The organism is Ruegeria sp. O6, from assembly GCF_056535045.1.
In genome coordinates, this window is the sequence record NZ_JBQERM010000007.1 from 1 (window position 1) to 17,807 (window position 17,807).

18 protein-coding genes are annotated in these 17,807 nt (G+C 58.0%); 7 read left to right on the forward strand and 11 right to left on the reverse strand.

The features are described 5' to 3' along the window. Nucleotides 1-62 precede the first annotated feature (62 nt). The 7 genes from ACR0DY_RS10790 to ACR0DY_RS10820 all read right to left on the reverse strand — a co-directional run bounded on the left by ACR0DY_RS10790 (nucleotide 63) and on the right by ACR0DY_RS10820 (nucleotide 8,664). A complete protein-coding gene (locus tag ACR0DY_RS10790; protein WP_480547698.1) occupies nucleotides 63-2,480 on the reverse strand; it encodes an aerobic carbon-monoxide dehydrogenase large subunit in 2,418 nt (805 codons plus the stop codon). Continuing rightward, nucleotides 2,477-2,971, reverse strand: coding sequence for a (2Fe-2S)-binding protein (locus tag ACR0DY_RS10795; RefSeq protein ID WP_480474462.1), 495 nt, complete (start codon nucleotides 2,969-2,971; stop codon nucleotides 2,477-2,479). The genes ACR0DY_RS10790 and ACR0DY_RS10795 overlap by 4 nt, the downstream gene beginning before the upstream one ends. A gap of 14 nt (nucleotides 2,972-2,985) precedes the next feature. Further along, nucleotides 2,986-3,819 (reverse strand): FAD binding domain-containing protein, encoded by an 834-nt coding sequence (locus ACR0DY_RS10800; protein WP_480898245.1) that lies wholly within the window; start codon nucleotides 3,817-3,819, stop codon nucleotides 2,986-2,988. 139 nt (nucleotides 3,820-3,958) lie between these two features. After that, nucleotides 3,959-5,056: an MHYT domain-containing protein gene (locus ACR0DY_RS10805; RefSeq protein WP_480547696.1), complete on the reverse strand. Its 1,098-nt coding sequence runs from the start codon at nucleotides 5,054-5,056 to the stop codon at nucleotides 3,959-3,961. Nucleotides 5,057-5,141: 85 nt separating this feature from the next. After that, a complete protein-coding gene (locus ACR0DY_RS10810; protein WP_480482625.1) occupies nucleotides 5,142-6,635 on the reverse strand; it encodes a heme biosynthesis HemY N-terminal domain-containing protein in 1,494 nt (497 codons plus the stop codon). Between the two features lie 10 nt (nucleotides 6,636-6,645). Beyond that, complete coding sequence (locus tag ACR0DY_RS10815) at nucleotides 6,646-7,896, reverse strand: COG4223 family protein (protein WP_480856471.1); 1,251 nt, start codon at nucleotides 7,894-7,896, stop codon at nucleotides 6,646-6,648. Nucleotides 7,897-7,950: 54 nt separating this feature from the next. Then, entirely contained in the window at nucleotides 7,951-8,664 is a 714-nt protein-coding gene (locus tag ACR0DY_RS10820; RefSeq protein ID WP_480482621.1) for a uroporphyrinogen-III synthase, read from the reverse strand. 98 nt (nucleotides 8,665-8,762) lie between these two features. On the opposite strand from ACR0DY_RS10820, the gene tsaD reads away from it, so the two are divergent. The 5 genes from tsaD to ACR0DY_RS10845 all read left to right on the forward strand — a co-directional run bounded on the left by tsaD (nucleotide 8,763) and on the right by ACR0DY_RS10845 (nucleotide 12,968). Then, on the forward strand, nucleotides 8,763-9,860 hold the full coding sequence (tsaD, locus tag ACR0DY_RS10825; RefSeq protein WP_480482619.1) for a tRNA (adenosine(37)-N6)-threonylcarbamoyltransferase complex transferase subunit TsaD: 1,098 nt from the start codon (nucleotides 8,763-8,765) through the stop codon (nucleotides 9,858-9,860). Then, a complete protein-coding gene (locus tag ACR0DY_RS10830; RefSeq protein WP_480482617.1) occupies nucleotides 9,857-10,819 on the forward strand; it encodes an NAD(P)H-dependent glycerol-3-phosphate dehydrogenase in 963 nt (320 codons plus the stop codon). The genes tsaD and ACR0DY_RS10830 overlap by 4 nt, the downstream gene beginning before the upstream one ends. Before the next feature lies 1 nt (nucleotide 10,820). Next, nucleotides 10,821-11,090, forward strand: a complete 270-nt coding sequence (locus ACR0DY_RS10835) for a YciI family protein (protein WP_480482615.1) — start codon at nucleotides 10,821-10,823, stop codon at nucleotides 11,088-11,090. After that, nucleotides 11,090-11,512: an EVE domain-containing protein gene (locus tag ACR0DY_RS10840; protein ID WP_480486854.1), complete on the forward strand. Its 423-nt coding sequence runs from the start codon at nucleotides 11,090-11,092 to the stop codon at nucleotides 11,510-11,512. Before ACR0DY_RS10835 ends, ACR0DY_RS10840 begins: the two co-directional genes overlap by 1 nt. 160 nt (nucleotides 11,513-11,672) lie before the next feature. Then, a complete protein-coding gene (locus ACR0DY_RS10845) occupies nucleotides 11,673-12,968 on the forward strand; it encodes a hypothetical protein (RefSeq protein WP_480898249.1) in 1,296 nt (431 codons plus the stop codon). A 219-nt stretch (nucleotides 12,969-13,187) separates the two neighbouring features. On the opposite strand, the gene ACR0DY_RS10850 is transcribed toward ACR0DY_RS10845, so the two are convergent. The 4 genes from ACR0DY_RS10850 to ACR0DY_RS10865 all read right to left on the reverse strand — a co-directional run bounded on the left by ACR0DY_RS10850 (nucleotide 13,188) and on the right by ACR0DY_RS10865 (nucleotide 16,235). After that, on the reverse strand, nucleotides 13,188-13,529 hold the full coding sequence (locus ACR0DY_RS10850; RefSeq protein WP_480482609.1) for a DUF2853 family protein: 342 nt from the start codon (nucleotides 13,527-13,529) through the stop codon (nucleotides 13,188-13,190). Nucleotides 13,530-13,666: 137 nt separating this feature from the next. Next, a complete protein-coding gene (locus ACR0DY_RS10855; RefSeq protein WP_480482607.1) occupies nucleotides 13,667-14,416 on the reverse strand; it encodes an extensin-like domain-containing protein in 750 nt (249 codons plus the stop codon). A 13-nt stretch (nucleotides 14,417-14,429) separates the two neighbouring features. Then, complete coding sequence (gene ahcY / locus ACR0DY_RS10860) at nucleotides 14,430-15,818, reverse strand: adenosylhomocysteinase (RefSeq protein ID WP_267366313.1); 1,389 nt, start codon at nucleotides 15,816-15,818, stop codon at nucleotides 14,430-14,432. 102 nt (nucleotides 15,819-15,920) lie between these two features. After that, the gene (locus ACR0DY_RS10865; protein ID WP_480482605.1) at nucleotides 15,921-16,235 is read right to left on the reverse strand and encodes a hypothetical protein; all 315 of its coding nucleotides are present in this window, start codon (nucleotides 16,233-16,235) and stop codon (nucleotides 15,921-15,923) included. Between the two features lie 206 nt (nucleotides 16,236-16,441). Between ACR0DY_RS10865 and ACR0DY_RS10870 the strand changes: the two genes are divergently transcribed. Continuing rightward, nucleotides 16,442-17,035: an HD domain-containing protein gene (locus ACR0DY_RS10870; RefSeq protein ID WP_480482603.1), complete on the forward strand. Its 594-nt coding sequence runs from the start codon at nucleotides 16,442-16,444 to the stop codon at nucleotides 17,033-17,035. 36 nt (nucleotides 17,036-17,071) lie between these two features. After that, entirely contained in the window at nucleotides 17,072-17,794 is a 723-nt protein-coding gene (locus tag ACR0DY_RS10875) for an SGNH/GDSL hydrolase family protein (RefSeq protein ID WP_480546093.1), read from the forward strand. The last annotated feature ends 13 nt before the right edge of the window (nucleotides 17,795-17,807 follow it).

The window sequence follows — 17,807 nt, forward strand, 5'->3', positions numbered from 1 at the left end:
GGTTCGGAGGGGGCAGAGCCCCCTCCGTCCGGTCGGACCGGCAACAGCCGGTCCGACCCCATTCACCCATGCATCCCCAGACCATTGGCAATCTTCCAGATCCGCCAGTGGTCGTGCGGCATATGGCTCTGCACCAAGCCAAAATGCCGGAACGCGTCATGCACTGCGTTCGAGAACGCAGGCACACCGCCGACATTCGGGCTTTCCCCCACACCCTTTGCCCCAATCGGATGGTGCGGGGACGGGGTCACCGTATGGTCGGTGGTATAGTTCGGCGTCTCCCACGCGGTTGGCAGGAAGAAGTCCATCAGCGTACCGGTCTTCACATTGCCCATATCATCATAGGCAATCTCTTGCCCCATCGCGATAGCCAGTGCCTCGGTCACACCGCCATGGACCTGACCCTCGATGATCATCGGGTTGATCCGGGTGCCGCAGTCATCCAAAGCGTAGAACTGCCGGACCTCCCATTCACCGGTATCCACGTCAATCTCCATGACACAGATATAGGCCCCGAACGGATAAGTCATATTCGGCGGGTCGTAATAGCTGACGGCCTCCAGACCCGGCTCCAGCCCAGGAATGGCCTGATTATAGGCGGCGAATGCGATTTCCTTCATGGTCTTGAACCGCTCCGGCGCGCCTTTGACAGCAAAGCGATCCACGTCCCATTCGACGTCATTGTCGTGTACCTCCAGCAGATAGGCCGCGATCATCTGGGCTTTTGCCCGAATTTTGCGGGCCGCCATTGCCGTGGCCGCGCCAGCGACCGGAGTGGACCGGGATCCATAGGTCCCAAGCCCGTAAGGCGCGGTATCCGTGTCACCCTCTTCCAGCGTGATGTCATCGGCGGGCAGGCCGATTTCACTGGCGATGATCTGGGCAAAGGTTGTGGCATGGCCCTGCCCTTGACTGATCGTCCCCAGCCGCGCGATCGCTGATCCGGTCGGATGAATGCGAATCTCGCAGCTGTCGAACATCCCCAGCCCGAGGATATCGCAGTTCTTCACCGGTCCGGCTCCGACGATTTCCGTGAAATGCGTCAGGCCGATGCCCAGCAGCTTGCGCGTTTTTCCGTCCTTGAAATCCGCGATCCGCTGCGCCTGTTCCGCCCGCAGACCCTCATAGTTCACAGCCTTCAGCGCTTTGTCCCAGGCCGTGTGATAATCGCCCGAGTCATATTCCCAGCCCAGCGCGGATTGATAGGGAAACTGATCTGCCTTGATGAAGTTGATCCGACGCAACTCGGCCGCGTCCATGTTCAGCTTGATGGCCAGAACCTCGATCATGCGTTCGACGAAATAGGCGGCTTCGGTTACGCGGAAGGAACAGCGATAGGCCACACCGCCCGGCGCCTTGTTGGTATAGACGCCATCCACCGCCAAATAGGCAGTCGGGATGTCATAAGACCCGGTGCAGATATTCATGAACCCGGCAGGGAATTTGGTCGGGTCGGCACACGCGTCGAAACCGCCGTGATCTGCCGTGGTATGACACCACAATCCAGTGATCTTTCCATCCTTGGTGGCGGCAATCTTCCCCTGCATCCAGTAGTCGCGCGCAAAGGCAGTGGACATCAGGTTTTCCATCCGGTCCTCGACCCATTTCACCGGCTTGCCGGTAACGATCGAGGCCACCACCGAGCACACATAGCCTGCGTAGGCCCCCACCTTGTTGCCAAACCCACCACCGATATCGGGGCTGATCACGCGGATATTATGCTCGGCCAACCCCGAAATCAGCGACACAACCGTGCGGATCGCGTGCGGAGCCTGGAACGTCCCGTACAGAGTCAGCTTGCCAGTCACCTTGTCCATCGACGCCACGCAACCGCAGGTCTCAAGCGGGCACGGGTGGGTGCGGTGGTAATAGATCATCTCTTCGGCGACCACGTCTGCCTCGGCCAGCACAGCTTCGGTCGCGTCCTTGTCGCCCTGTTCCCACGTAAAGATGTGGTTGTGATGCTTACGCGGCCCATGTGCGCCTTCGGTCTGACCTTCCAGATCTTCGCGGAGCACCACGTCCGACTTCAACGATTCGAACGGGTCAGTGATGACAGGAAGCTCTTCGTATTCGACCTCGACCAATTCAACGGCATCCGCCGCGACATAGCGGTCTTCGGCGACAACATAGGCAACTTCCTGGCCCTGGAACAGCACCTTGCCATCGGCCAGCACCATCTGCTTGTCACCGGCCAATGTCGGCATCCAGTGCAATCCCAAAGGCGACAGGTCTTCGGCGGTCAAAACGGCGATCACGCCGGGCAGTGCCAAAGCGGCCTCTTTGTTCACGCTGACGACACGGGCATGAGCATAGGGAGAGCGCACAAAATCGCCAAACAGCATCCCGTCCAGCTTGATGTCATCAACGTAATTACCCTTGCCTTGGGTGAAACGCACGTCCTCGACGCGCTTTCGGGCGCAGCCCATACCTTTGAGGTTGGCAGCGCGTTCTTCGGGGGTCAGAGTCTGGTCGTTCATTCCGCGGCCTCCTTCTGAGCATTGAGCAAATCAGCCGAGGCCGAGATCGCCTTGACGATATTCTGGTATCCGGTGCAGCGGCACAGGTTTCCGGCCATGCCGAAACGGATTTCCTCCTCGGTCGGGTTCGGGTTTTCCTGAAGCAGACGATGCGCCCGGGTGATCATGCCCGGCGTGCAGAACCCACATTGCAGCCCGTGATGTTCGCGAAACATTTCCTGCAACACTCCAAGGCTGCCATCATCATTGGTCAGGCCTTCAACGGTTGTGATCTCAGCACCGTTTACCTGCGCTACAAAGGCGGTGCAGGATTTGACCGACTTGCCGTCGATATCCACGGTGCAGGCACCGCAGTGGCTGGTTTCACACCCGATATGTGGGCCGGTGATTTTCAGGTCTTCCCGCAGGAAGTGGATCAGCAGCGTGCGCGGCTCGGCCAGACCTTCAACCTGCTTGCCGTTTACGGTCAGTTTGACATGCATTTTCGACATTGGTTCCCTCCCCCTCAGCCCGCGCGGCTTTGCGCACGGTCGATGGCGCGGCGCAGCACCACGACTGCCACGTGTTTCTTGAATTCGACGGGGCCGCGGTTATCAGCGACCGGATCGATCGCGTCTAGCATTGCGGCAACGCACCCTTCGACATCACCTCCGGCCAGCGCGGTGCTGGCCTCATCCGACCAGATGGGCGTGTCGGCCAGATTGGTCATCGCAACCGAGGCCTGACCGTTGCCAACCATCACAGCCGCGGCGGCGGTCGCATAATCTCCTATCTTGCGCTTTTGCTTTTGATAGGCCTGCCCCACGCCTGCACCCGGCACAGGGATCGAAATCCGGATCAGGATTTCTTCGTCTTCGCGGGCGGTGAAATACGCGGCCTCATAAAAATCACGCGCGGCAACTGTCCGGTTCCCGTCCGGGCCGGACAATTCAAACGAGGCGTTCAAGCATTGCATCAGACCCGGCATGTCATTGCCCGGGTCACCATTGGCTACATTGCCACCGACAGTGCCCATGTACCGCACTTGCGGATCCGCAATCTGAAGCGCCGCCTCGCGGATCAGCGGAATGGCTTCGGCCAGACCACTGTGGGTGATCAGCTCGTGCTGCGTGACCATCGCGCCCAAAGTAACGGTGTCAGGCCCGACCTCTATCCCCTTTAGTTCTTCAATGGCCTGAAGATCGACCAGATGACCCATCTCGGCCATCCGAAGCTTCATCATCGGGATCAGGCTGTGCCCGCCCGCGATCACGCGCGCCTCGTCGCCATATTCCTGTAGAATGCCGATGGCCGAGGCAATGTCGCCTGGCCGGTGATACTCAAAGCCGGCTGGTATCATGTTTTTCCTCCCTGGGTCCGGGCGATATGCCTTGGGGGACCTGAGGTCAGGAAAGAACGGCGGATTTAACTGATCCAGTTAAGGAAAACGGAGCGCGCGGCTTGTTTCACGAAATGCGAAAGAACTGCACGAGTTGCGCCTAGACCCCCAGTGCTTCGCGAATATCTGTCAGGCGGGACCGGCTGACCGGCACCTTGCTCAGCGCGTCAACACCATCGAAATAACAGGTGCCGTTGTCCTTGTGACGTTCAAATCGCGAGACGTGTTTCGGGTTCACCAGATAACTGCGATGCGCCCGCAGGAACCCTTCGGGCAAAAGCCGCGTTTCCGCATCGGTGATCGACCAGGGGCAGAACAGTTTCTCTGCGTTCATATAGAGAACCGTATAATGCCCCTCGGCCCGAATGGCGGCGATCCGCGCGGGATGCGCAAAAAAGGTCTGGCCTTCGCGCTCATACGGAACACCAGCGCGCATTGGGGCGGGTTCCGACATAAGTCCCGAGGCAGGTGCGGCAGGTGCAGCAACGGGCTTTGGTTCTATGAACGTGATACCGGTTAACAGGAAAGCACCACAGATCAGGAAGACGGATACCGTCACCCCCATTGCCAAAACTTGGTTATCCAGCGCAGGACCCGCACCACCGAGGCTGTCGCTCGCGACGAAATCCGTAAGGCCTGTGGCGACAAAATGCATGGTGAACACCGCCAGCCCGAAACAAACCGTTCCAAGCAGGATGTTTCGTTGAGTCCGGTTGCCATAAGCCACCCAAATTGCAGCCACCGACAAGATTACTGATGCCAGTGCTGACAGAGCAACATCGAAAATGTCATAGACGGGGCGGCAAAGCTGCATACCAGCCATCCCGACAAAGTGCATCGCGACGATGCCCAGCCCGACAATCACACCAGATCCGATCATCGTCTGAACCGAGCGAGGCCGGAAATGCAGCAGCAGCAACGCCAGCCCGACCATCAGGATCGCGACCAGTGCCGACATCAGAGTGATCAGGGCATCATAGTAGAACAGGATTGGCAGTTGCAGCCCCAGCATCGCTACGAAATGCATCGACCAGATGCCGCCGCCCAGAATGACAGCGGCCAATGCCACCACGAACTTGCGCTGCTGGCTATCCAGCCTTGACGCGCCATGCGTCAGGTACAGACCCGTGAACCCGGCCATGAGCGCCACGGCAAGCGAAGCCACCACCAACCAAGTGTTGTGAGAGTAGTCCAGCATTTGGATTTGAACGCCCTCCCCGACGCGAGGATGACGTTAGCAAACCGAATTGATTGCGACAATTCACAGTTATTAACAGCAGGGCTCAGACCTGTTTCTGAGCCTCTGCATCGTCCGCGACCTCTACGGCATCCACCGTGGCTTCAACCACGTCATCGTCTTCCGCAGGCTCGACTGTTTCGGGTTCTTCGGTCTGGTTCTCAAGTGCGCCGACGATCAGGGGCAACATGTGAACCCCGGTTGCTGTTGCAATCTCGGGTGTCTGTGGTGTCTGCCAGCTGAGCGTATCGAAGCTGTGGCAGTTCTGACAGACAGGTCCCCATTCGGGTTGAATGTCATGACAGTTGTCGCACACCCATTGCGGGCCGCGCGGCGCGTTCAGCGCCTTGGCAAGCCAACCTTGGACAACGGCATCCGTGGCACCCTCGCCGCGCTCAACAGCAGCCATCAATGTATAGGCGCGCGCATCACCCCGTTTTTCGACAACATCACCCAGGGCACGGCGGGCTTCGGGAAAGTCTTCGGCCACAATGTTCAGCTCGGCCAGGATCAAACGAGTTTCCATGTTTTCAGGATGAATGCGGGTCAGTGCCGTGAATCGTCTGACCCGTTGTTCCGGGGTTTCATCCGGCGCGATCTCGGCAAAGGCATGGGCCAGATCCGGATGTGGGCGAACCTCCCACGCTTTTTTCAGGATCTTTGTCGCCGCCCGCGACTTACCCTTGGCGATATACGCGCGGGCCGCCATGGCGGCGGCAGGCACCAGATCGGGCGACAGGCGATTGGCTTCGATCGCGCGCTCCTGTTGCTCGACAGTTGCGCCTTCATCTAGGATTCCCTTGGCTTCGGACAGCGCCAGAACCGCATCACGGCGTTTGAAGACGTCGCGCGGCAGATACCCTGCTTTCAACTTGGAAGTCAGCGTCGACCGGGCACCGGCCCAATCCTGCGCCTTGGTCTGCAAATTCAGCAGAACATCCTGTGTCTCTTCGTGACGCGGTTTGATGGCCAGTGCCTTTTCGGCCAGCTTGCGGGCGGTTTCATCATCTCCCTCGGCCAGCTTCTGTTTCATGATACCGCGCACCCCGACAAATCGGGTCGCACTGTTTGTCACCAGTTTCTTGTAGGTGTCCGAAGCTTTCTTGGTGTCACCCGTCATCTCGGCAGCCTGCGCCACCAGAAGATCCGTCAGTTCCGGCTTGTTCAACAGCTTTTCGGCTTTACTGGCCTTGGTCATGGCAATGCGCCCCTCGCCCGAGGCCAACGCCATCAACCCATCGGCCAGCGCCTGATAGCCGCGCTGTTCCCGGCTGCGGTCGAAATAACGCGACAGGGCGGTTTCGTCGCCGTTGAGGAATTTGAGCGTCGCAACCAAAAGGCTGAGCAGTTTGAAGAACAGCCAGACCGCAAATACCAGAATACCCAGCGCAATCACCGACTGAAGCGGCCCAAGGGTGAATTCCGTGCCCGCGACGGTGATCTGCACCCCACCGCTGGTTTGCATCAGGAAGTGACCGCCCAGCGCCAGCAGGCCGATAATCGCAACAAAAACGAGGATCTTAAACAATGACCACAGCATGGCAGGTCCTTCAGTTCGAGTTCAGGCTGGAAGCCAGCGTATTCACGGCGTCAACGGCGGCGGCTCGTGTCCCGGCCGCCTGCTCCCAATCGGCCATCGCAGCCTGCGCCACTTCGGGAAGTGATTTCAGTTCATTCAAAGCTTTGGTCAGGTCGCCATCTGCCAGCGCAGCCTGCGCGCGCGACAGAACAGCGTCTGGACCATCACCTTCCTGAGGCGTGACGGAACGGGCGCCCGTTTGACGTTGCAGGAAGGCGACCAAACCCGTTCCTTTTTCAGCCTCGCGCGCCTCGGCCAATGCATTTCGCGCCGCAGGCTCGAACGACGCCCGAAGCGCGGTCAGTGTTTCCACGCCTTTTTCCGACGGGCCGGACAGGGCGTCCGGCACACTCACGCCGCCTGCCTTCAATTCAGCAACCAGTTCCGAAAAAGGCTGGCCGGTATCCAGCTGCCCACGCAGGCGCGCCAGAGTGGCAGCATTCGTTGCGGCTTGTGCTTCTGCCGAGGCTTTCGCTTCAAGGGCCTGAGCGTCCGAAACCATTTTTTCGACTTCAGCCCGTTGCGCTGCCAGCGAATCCTGAAGTTTCTTCAGTTCCGCCTCAAACGCGGCGGTTGCCTCGGGCGAGGCAGTGGAGGCAATCGGGGCTTTTTCCAGCGCAGCGATCCGTTCCGTCAATGGCGCGACCTGACCGGACAGCGCATCAACCGAGGATTTTACCGTGCTCAGGTCGCCTTCAACCGGTGTCAGCTTGTCCGACAACGTTTTGACCTGATCTGCCAGTCCAGACACATCAGGGCTGTTTGCAAGCGCCTGTGACAGTTTGGCGATCTGGTCCGACTGCTCTGTCAGCTTTGCTTCCAGCTCTGCCAGCGCTCCCGAGTTGTCCGGGCTGGTTGGCAGCAGCCCTCCGTTGCCCAGCGCGAAACCTGCAACGGCAGCCAGCGCGCCCCCCAACAGGGCCGGAACGAAACCGCCACGTTTTTCAACTACGCGTTCGACGGTCTTTTCAGTGACCGGGGCTTCGGCTTCGGCTTCGGCTTCGGCTTCGGCTTCGGCTTCGGCTTCGGCTTCGGCTTCGGCTTCGGCTTCGGCTTCGGCTTCGGCTTCGGCTTCGGCTTCGGCTTCGGCTTCGGACAGGTCTTCTTCTACAGGTTCAGCCGGGTCAACAGGCGTATCGTCCTGCCGCAGATCAGTTTCGACTGCATCATCCGCTAGGAGGGGTTCCACCGGCTTTTGATCGGATTTCTTCTTACCAGCCACCGCAATATTCCCCTTATCGAATCCAAATTCAGATTAATAACAGCCCAGGTTAAGTTAATCGGGGACCTCGCCACCCTCAACCCGCAACACATGTTTCACAAGCTTTTTAACAGCTTTACGCATTTTCTTCGGTGTCGGATGTTTTGCAATCTTCAGGTGCTCATAGTCCAAAGAATAAAGGGGGTCAGCCGTAGCCTGGCTGATCGCAACCAGCCAAAGGGGGGCTGATCCGGCCCAAATATCGGCAAAATGTCGCGCCGTGCGCGGCGAGAAAAGCGGAGCAATTATCGGCAGATTTCCTTCGGCGGCCTCGGTGGCCTCGGGTGTTAGCGGCAACAACCGCTGCTGATAGACTGGCTGTTCCCGAACGGTCAGACCAGATTCGGTCAGGCTGCCAGCGACATTGCCCCGTGTATGCTCACCCCGCAGGTGCAAAAGGGGGCTTTTGGGCCGATGCTTGAGCAGATGCCCGACCAATTCTTCTGCCGTGGTTCCAACCATCTTGGCCTGCCACCCATGCCCTTTCGCGGTACCGGTTGTTGCGGGTCCCACGCAATAGGCCGGCAGAGTGCGGTCAACACCTTTCGAGACCGCCGCATTTACCGCATTGGCCGAAGTAAAGATCAACCCCTTTACACCTTTGGTATCCACCGCAACTGGCAGAGGCCGGATTTCCATGATCGGCGAATAGAGGACCTGAACCCGGGATCTGACGCGGGTTGGCAGCTGCTCGACAAACCTTTCCGAGGCGGAGCGGGGGCGGGTCATCAACAAAAACAACGTGTGGCGCCTTGACCCTTCAGGATTGTTTGCATCCGCGCAGGGTGATACCCCGCCGTATATACATGATGCAACGGATCAGGGTGATGGTGCAAACACTTACCGTATTGGGTTTGGAAAGCAGCTGTGACGACACAGCCGCAGCTGTCGTGCGCCAGACCGAAGGTGCCAAAGCCGAGATCCTGTCTTCTGTGGTGCACGGTCAAACCGATCTGCACAGCGCCTTTGGCGGTGTCGTACCCGAGATTGCGGCCCGTGCGCATGCCGAAAAGCTGGATGTCTGTGTCATGCAGGCGCTGGAGGCCGCCGGTCTGTCACTTCGCGACATGGACGCTATTGCCGTCACCTCCGGGCCCGGTCTGATCGGAGGGGTCATGTCCGGTGTCATGTGCGCCAAAGGGCTGAGCGTCGCCACGGGCTTGCCGCTGATTGGCGTCAATCATCTTGCCGGTCACGCCTTGACACCCCGCCTGACGGACGGCATCGCCTTCCCTTACCTCATGCTTCTGGTGTCGGGCGGCCATTGCCAATACCTGATCGCCCATAGTCCCGAGCAGTTTGCCCGCCTGGGCGGTACAATCGACGACGCACCTGGGGAAGCCTTTGACAAGACCGCTCGCCTGCTGGGCCTGTCGCAACCCGGCGGCCCGTCTGTCGAGGCTGAGTCCCGTGATGGTAATCCCCAGCGGTTCCGCTTTCCCAGGCCACTGCTCGACCGGCCCGGCTGTGACCTGTCTTTTTCGGGGCTGAAAACAGCGTTGATGCGGATGCGCGACCAGATCGTGGCCGACAAGGGTGGGTTGACCCGTCAGGACCGTGCTGATCTGTGCGCAGGATTCCAGCAGGCCATAGTGGACACATTGGCCGAGAAAACCCGCCGCGCGATTGATCTGTATCTTGATCACAACCCTGCTGATCCCGTTGTCGCGGTCGCAGGTGGGGTGGCAGCGAATTCGGCCATTCGGACAGCGTTAGAGTCTGTTTGCGCCCAGCAAGGCGCTCGGTTTACTGCACCTCCGCTGGCTTTGTGCACGGACAATGCCGCGATGATTGCCTATGCGGGTCTTGAACGCTTTCGCACCGGCGCGCGCGACGGTCTGGACCTGATTGCCCGCCCCCGCTGGCCGCTGGATCAACGCAGCCCGGCCATGCTGGGCAGCGGTAAGAAAGGGGCCAAGGCATGAACATATCTGTCCTGGGATCCGGCGCGTTTGGTACCGCTTTGGCGATCTCGCTATCAGGCAACGGGCCAGTAACGCTGTGGTCCAGAAACGCCGATCAGGCGCGGCAGATGTACGAGACGCGCGAAAACTCCACCCGGCTGCCTGGGGTTTCCTTACCCACGAACATCGCCGTAACCGCAAATATCGCTGAGGCGTCGAAGGCTGACATTCTGCTTTTGGCCGTTCCCATGCAGCAATTGCGAAGCGCCTTGCAGGATCACGCCCCGGTGCTGCGCGGCAAGACACTGGTCGCTTGCTGTAAGGGGATAGAGTTGGATTCTGGCCTCGGGCCCGTTGCGGTCATCAGGGATGTTGTCCCCGACGCCCCGATCGCTTTGCTGACAGGGCCCAGTTTTGCTGATGACATAGCGCGCGGTTTGCCCACTGCGTTAACGCTGGCTTGCGGTCATACGAATCTTGGCAAAGCATTGCAGACCAAACTGGCCACTGCAAACCTGCGCCTCTATCGGACCACTGACACCATAGGTGCTGAACTTGGTGGGGCGCTGAAAAACATCATGGCCATCGGTTGCGGCGCAGCAATCGGCGCGGGGCTGGGGGACAGCGCCCGGGCCGCGTTGATGACTCGCGGTTTTGCGGAAATGCAGCGCTTTGCCACCCTGCGTGGCGCGCGCTCTGACACCCTGATGGGTTTGTCCGGGCTTGGGGATCTGGTGTTGACCTGCTCCTCAGAACTGTCCCGAAACTACCGTTTTGGCCTTAGTTTGGGTCTGAGCCAACCATTTGACCAACATACTACCGTCGAAGGCGTCGCCACCGCGCGCGCCATGTCAGAGATTGCCGTCAAGGAAGGGCTGGACATGCCCATCAGTACAACTGTGGCGGATCTGAGCCATGGTGCCTACAGTGTGACCGAGGCCATCCAAAACCTGCTCAATCGCCCACTCAAGGAGGAATAACATGCTGATCGCACTCATCGCCCGTGACAAAGCCGGGGCACTGCAGACCCGGTTGGACAATCGCGCGGCCCATCTGGCCTATATCGAAGAAACGGGTGTTGTATCGCAGGCAGGGCCGCTGTTGGATGGCGACGCCATGATCGGTTCGCTGGTTGTGCTCGACGTCGAAGATCTGGCTGCTGCGCAAAACTGGGCAGATAATGACCCCTATGCGAAGGCTGGATTGTTCCAGTCGGTTGAACTGATTCCCTGGAAAAAGGTGATCGGCTGATGGCATATTGGCTTTTCAAGTCCGAACCTTCGACCTGGAGCTGGGAACAGCAAATGGCCAAGGGGGACACGGGCGAGGAATGGGACGGTGTGCGCAACTATCAGGCGCGCAATTTCATGCGTCAGATGGCCATTGGGGATTGGGGGTTCTTCTACCACTCTCAAAAGGACAAATCGGTTGTGGGTATTGTCGAAGTATGCGCCGAGGCACATCCCGACAGTTCCACCGATGATGAGCGCTGGGAATGCGTGGATATCAAGGCCGTCCGACCCTTTTCCAAACCCGTGACACTGGACCAGATCAAGGCCGACGAACGGCTTTCCGACATGGTGCTGGTGAAAAACTCTCGTTTGTCGGTTCAGCCGGTAACAGACGATCAATGGAAAGTGGTTTGCGCCTTGGGTGAAACGCAGCCGGATTAACCTGCCGTCCTGTATCAGGTGCAAAACTTCTCAAACGTCCGGCAAGGTGTTATGTTTCCAAGGGCTACGCCGGGTAGGGATCTGAAGGTTATGATTGCTCTGGTCGTAACCGCTTGGTGTTGTTCGGATAAATTCGATATGTTTTGAAAGTTTGAACCCCGTGTCTGACACTGAAAACGGCAACGGGACACTCGATAACACCGTTGCTGCGAAAAGCACGAAAACCTGGGAAGCGCGCCTGAAAGAGGCGCGGGAAAAGCGCGCGTCGGTGCTTGCGAAGGCGCAAGAAGAGACGTCGGAAGAACCTGTTTCGACGTCTGTCCAGACAGACGAACCACCCCCGCCGGATGATACAGATACAGAGCAGATCGTTTCCGAGCGGGTCCGCTCGCTAAATCTGGACAAACCGCGCGTCAGAAAAAAACGGAAAACTTGGGTCGCGTTAGTACTGTTTGCCCTTTTGTGTGGGGCGGCCTTGCAATGGGTCGCTGCAAATCTTTTAAATGACTGGCCATCCGCAGACGCAGAAGACCAGGCCGTTCTGAATGTGCTTTCTGAAGCCTTCTTGGTCCCCGAAGAACCGCCTGAGGCTGCAACCACCAGCCTGCCGGACCCGAAAGACACCCCTACGCCAGAGGATCTGTTGGTTTCAGGGCCCCCTGAGCCTGAGCCTCTCTCAATACCCGCTGACGTCAGCAAACCCTTGGACGAGCCAAATAGCCGGTCAGTCGATCCGGTTATTTTGGATCAATCCAGTGCAACCCCTTCCCAGGAACCGGAAAACGCTGTCTTGCCGGAAAGCGAGTTTGCAACCGGCCCGAATCCTGAAGCGGCAACAGCGAAGCCGGAGGTTTCCTTAACGCCGCCCAAGATTTTCATTCCTGCCCAGATGGAACCCATGTTGGCCGTCGCAACTGCTTCAGACATTCAAGCCGCGATTCCAGCCTGGTATGATCCACGATTTCGCAATCTCAATCCGCTGAACAAGGACGGGTTATCGCAAATGTCGCAGATAGCCCATGATCCCGTTCCGCAAGAGATCGACACACCCGCCAATCGACCCTACACCGAGGTGAAACCGCTTCTTTTGGCGCCAGCCATTGGTCTGGAGGTCTCGCTTTTTGTACCGTCGAGAGTTTCGCAAGAGACCAGCAACCGGGCATTGGAACTGCTTGCCCGAGGTCAGGCAACGGTGGTGGCAACAGCTCGGGTGGGATACCGGGTCCGAGAAACCCAGGTCCGGTTTTACCATCCCGATGACGCCGAAAACGCCGCGATGGCCGCCGATGCACTTGGGGGTATCGCACGGGACTTCACAAGCTCGGGCAGCAAGACGCGCCCGGGGCGGATCGAGGTTTATCTGGAAGGCAGCGGCGGAAATGCGGACGATAATTCAACCGTTCAGCCTGACAGCGCAGAAAACCTTATCGCGCGTATCCTAAAAGAGTTCAGATGAATAATGAGGGAAGGTTCTGACGATACAGAACCTTCCCTACCCCCGCGTGCTCCCTACTCACCACACGCGTATGGAAATGTCTGGTTCTGACCGTCCTGGTCACGGTTTGACCTTAGCCCAACCGCGCCCAGCATTTCAAACGCCAAGTCCTTAAAAAACAACTCAAATACAAAACGCCCGCCGGGAAGGCGACAGGCGTTTCAGGAATGCGCGGAAAGATCAGCCGTAAACGGCTTCTTTTCCGAAATGCCTGGTCAGCATGTAATAGACCACGGCGCGGTATTTGTTGCGCTCGGACATGCCATAGGTTTCCATGGCTTTGTTGATCGCTGCCATCAGCTCGGGACCATCGGACAAGCCCAGTTTCTTGATCAGGAAGTTGTTTTTGACGGTTTCCAACTCGGACTCCTGGCTGGCTGCAACAGTTGCCGCATCTGCGTCATAAATCGCCGGGCCGCAACCGATTGTGACCTTGGTCAGCAGGTCCATATCGGGGTTCATCCCACATTTGTTTTTCAGATCTTCAGCGTATTTGGCGATCAGCTCGTCGCGCTTGCCCATGTCCTAATCTCCTTAATCCGTTAATCCGGCACCAATCACCGATAGCCGAGATTAGACGTGTCACAGGTCTGCCAAAAAGGATAAAAAACTGCGTTTCCTCCCCCTTAACGGGGGCTGGAAGGCACAGAATGCAAGACCTATCTGCAGTACCCCCAGCCAGAACCTTGCAGGTGGAAATGATCCGCGTGCAAGCGATTGAAGTCCGGGCCCAGAACCACACGAAACCAGTCGCACGCGCCCCGCCAGATCTGTCGCAGGAACGCGGGTTCGGCGCCAGAGCCGTGCCAGTCCTTTAACAGGGTCAGCACGCGGCCATCGCTCGTCTCTACACCGATGATATCGATCGAGTCCGCACGGGCATGGCTGCTCCATCCGTTGTTTTCACCCTTCAGGGTGCGCATGCGCCTGCAATTGTAACTTCCGACATGGCGCAATCGGGCAATACCGGTTCCAAGCAGTTCGTGCGCGACCGGCTGCACGACATGGTGTTCCCACATCGCCAGCCGCAATGTCGTGGCGCAACTGGTTTCAACGGCTTCGATATGCGAGGTGGCCAGTCGGGTCAGAAGGCCGCGTGCGGCAATGCCACAGTTCTGGTCAATGACCAGATCCTCCATCGCCTCGAAATGAACCCCCGCTTCGGCCAACGTAGCCCGACACTGGGTTTCGTCCGCCACGGCGCGGTTCAGTTGATACCTGGTGACCGGCGTGACCGGCGCGCTGACTTTCAGGTCGCGCAACGGGTTCCAGTGCGATGGCACCGGTGTCTTTGGATGCGCCAACAGCACCCAGCCGCCGCCGCCCAGCACGATCACCACAACCAGAACCCTGAAAACAAAGAACGCCGCCGAGTAAAGAAACCGGCGGCGACCGTTGTTCTGCGTCATCGTCAGACGACAATCAGTAGCGGTAGTGTTCCGGCTTGTATGGACCTTCCGGTTTGACACCGATGTACGCCGCCTGATCCGCATCCATCTTCGTCAGCTTCACGCCGATGCGATCCAGATGCAGGCGGGCCACTTTTTCGTCCAGATGCTTGGGCAGGATGTAGACCTTGTTCTCGTACTGGTCACCTTTGGTGAACAGTTCGATCTGTGCCAGAACCTGGTTGGTGAACGAAGCCGACATCACGAAAGACGGGTGACCTGTGGCATTGCCAAGGTTCAGCAGACGGCCTTCAGACAGCAGGATCAGACGGTTGCCCGAAGGCATCTCGATCATGTCCACCTGCTCCTTGATGTTGGTCCACTTGTGGTTCTTCAGGCTAGCCACCTGAATCTCGTTGTCGAAGTGACCGATATTGCCAACGATGGCCATGTCCTTCATCTCGCGCATATGCTCGATGCGGATCACGTCCTTGTTGCCGGTGGTGGTGATGAAGATATCCGCGCTGGCAACTTCGTCTTCCAGCAAGGTCACTTCGAACCCATCCATCGCAGCCTGCAGCGCGCAAATCGGGTCAACTTCGGTCACCTTCACGCGCGCACCCGCGCCACGCAAGCTGGCGGCCGAGCCCTTGCCCACGTCGCCATAGCCGCAAACCACGGCAACCTTACCGGCCATCATGGTGTCGGTGGCGCGGCGAATACCGTCAACCAGCGATTCCTTACAGCCGTATTTATTGTCGAATTTCGATTTTGTGACCGAGTCATTCACGTTGATCGCCGGGAACGGCAGATGGCCGTCTTTCACCAGCTGATACAGACGGTTCACGCCGGTGGTGGTTTCCTCGGACACGCCCTGAATCTGGTCGCGCATCTTGGTGAACCAACCGGGACTGGCCGCCATGCGCTTGGCGATCTGCTTCTTGATCACCTCTTCCTCTTCCGAACCCGGAACTGGGATGATGTCTTCGCCCGCTTCGGCACGTGCGCCCAGCAGGATGTACAGGGTCGCGTCGCCGCCATCGTCAAGGATCATGTTCGGACCATCTTCAAACAGGAAGGATTTATCCAGATAATCCCAATGCTCTTCCAGCGTCTGACCCTTGATGGCGAAGACGGGAATGCCCGCCTCGGCGATCGCGGCGGCGGCATGGTCCTGAGTCGAGAAGATGTTGCACGACGCCCAGCGCACATCCGCACCCAGCGCAACCAGCGTTTCAATCAGAACGCCGGTCTGGATGGTCATGTGCAGCGACCCAACGATACGCGCACCTGTCAGAGGCTTGCTGTCCCCATATTCCGCACGCAGGGACATCAGTCCCGGCATCTCGGTTTCGGCAATATCCAATTCCTTGCGGCCGAACCCGGCCAGCGAAATGTCTTTAACGATATAGTCCACGGCCATCAGGCGCTCCATTTTCGGTAAATCACAGTCCCGGCTGCCCCTAGCACTCCTTGGGGCAGGTGGCAACTTTGAAGACTGTTACCGGAAGCCTGCTGGCCGCTTTCAGCTTGGCGTGCCTTCGATTTTTATCTTTGGTATCGCTTCAAAAAAATCTGTGCCAACGGCAACAATACAACTGATTCCGTTCGCATTGGTTACCAAAACGGTATAACTGCCCGTTTCCTTCGAGGCCCAGACCTCCATCACAGATTGCGCGTCGCGCGTCTTTTGCAAACCGCCAAAGGCCAATTCTTCGGCGTAGTTTTCCTGCAATCTGGTGACAATATCGTCGCGATCTGCGCAACTTCGGGCAAAAGCTGGTGGGGCGGTCGCGGCCATTCCAAAGGTCAAGGCAATGGCGAATAAACGCTTGAACATGACAAACTCCTATCGTTTCGCGTTTCACGGTCGAGAGGAGCACACCGGGAGAAGCATGTGCCCCCCTCGGTTTTGATGTCGGGATCATGGCGCGCCGTTTCAAAGCACAAATGCTCAAGAAACTGTTGGCAGCAAGTGATCCAGACAGGTACATCATAACACAAAAATATGGCGCAATCGCGTCCGGTCAGGCGAGGCATAGCAAAATGGCAACACAACCCAGGGCATGGCAGCGCATGTTATCGGGGCGTCGGCTGGACCTGCTGGACCCGACCCCGGTGGATATCGAGATAGAAGATATCGCCCATGGGCTTGCTTTTGTGGCGCGCTGGAACGGGCAGACACGCGGCGATTTCGCCTATTCCGTGGCCGAACACTCCCTGTTGGTTGAGGAACTCTTCGGCAGAATTGCCCCCAAGACACCCGTCAAGTGGCGGTTGGCAGCCCTGTTACATGATGCGCCGGAATACGTGATCGGCGACATGATTTCGCCGGTCAAATCCGCTGTGGGCCCCGGTTACGGCGCCTTGGATGACCGTCTGGCGGCAGCAATTCACATCCGCTTCGGCCTGCCAGCCGCGGTGCCGAAAACGGTGAAGCGGCAGATCAAGAAAGCCGACAAGATCAGCGCCTGGATGGAGGCCACCCAGATCGCGGGCTTTTCCGAGGCTGAGGCGACGAAATTCTTTGGTCGCCCGGATAAAGCGGTGATGGAGGGATTGGAGATTACGTTGAGACCACCGGTCGAAGTAAGGAAAGCCTACACAGATCGGCACACAGTGCTTCTCGCGCTACTTTAGCGACTTGCAACCTGAACAGCTAAAGGAAATGGTGAAATGAGCGCGAAACGGCCGATTGGGAACCGGATCTTGCTTGCAACAAATTTGGTGCTGATCCTGGCGCTAGCAGCCGTGTTGATCAGAACTGGGTATCTGGCGAAGACAGTACGCAAGCTTACCGGAGCGCATACTCCCGTCACAGAAACTAAACACTATCAGACAATGGTGTGGCTGCACAAACGACCGATTTCCCAAGCTCTAGCGTCACCGAATATTCAAATCGCATTTATTGGTGATTCCATCATCGAGGGATGGCTAACCAGCAACATCGTTTCAAACGCATTGAATCTGGGAATCAGTCGGGACACAACCCAAGGCTTAATAGCAAGGGTACACCCGGAGCTCATCACTCATGTTCCGGTCTGGTACTTGGGTGTTGGGGTTAATGACGCCCTGAACGACACACCTCTGGAGGAGATTCCGAAATATGTTAAGCAGTTAGCGGATGTGTTCACCTCCGTAGACAGATTGATCTGGCGTGCCGTTCTGCCTGTCGCAAGCGAAACTTGGACTATCGAAAACGAAACGTTTCGAACCACCTACAACATTGCAGCACAACAAGCTTGCTTGGAGATGGGAAACTGCACGTTTCTCAACTCCCCTCCCGGGTATAGTGATAACATCGACAAGTGGACATCGGACGGCCTACACCCCAATCCAATCGGTTATCGTCACCTGACACAGCAGCTTTGCGCTGAAATAAAGTGTTCCCTTCAGTGACGCTGAGTGGGGT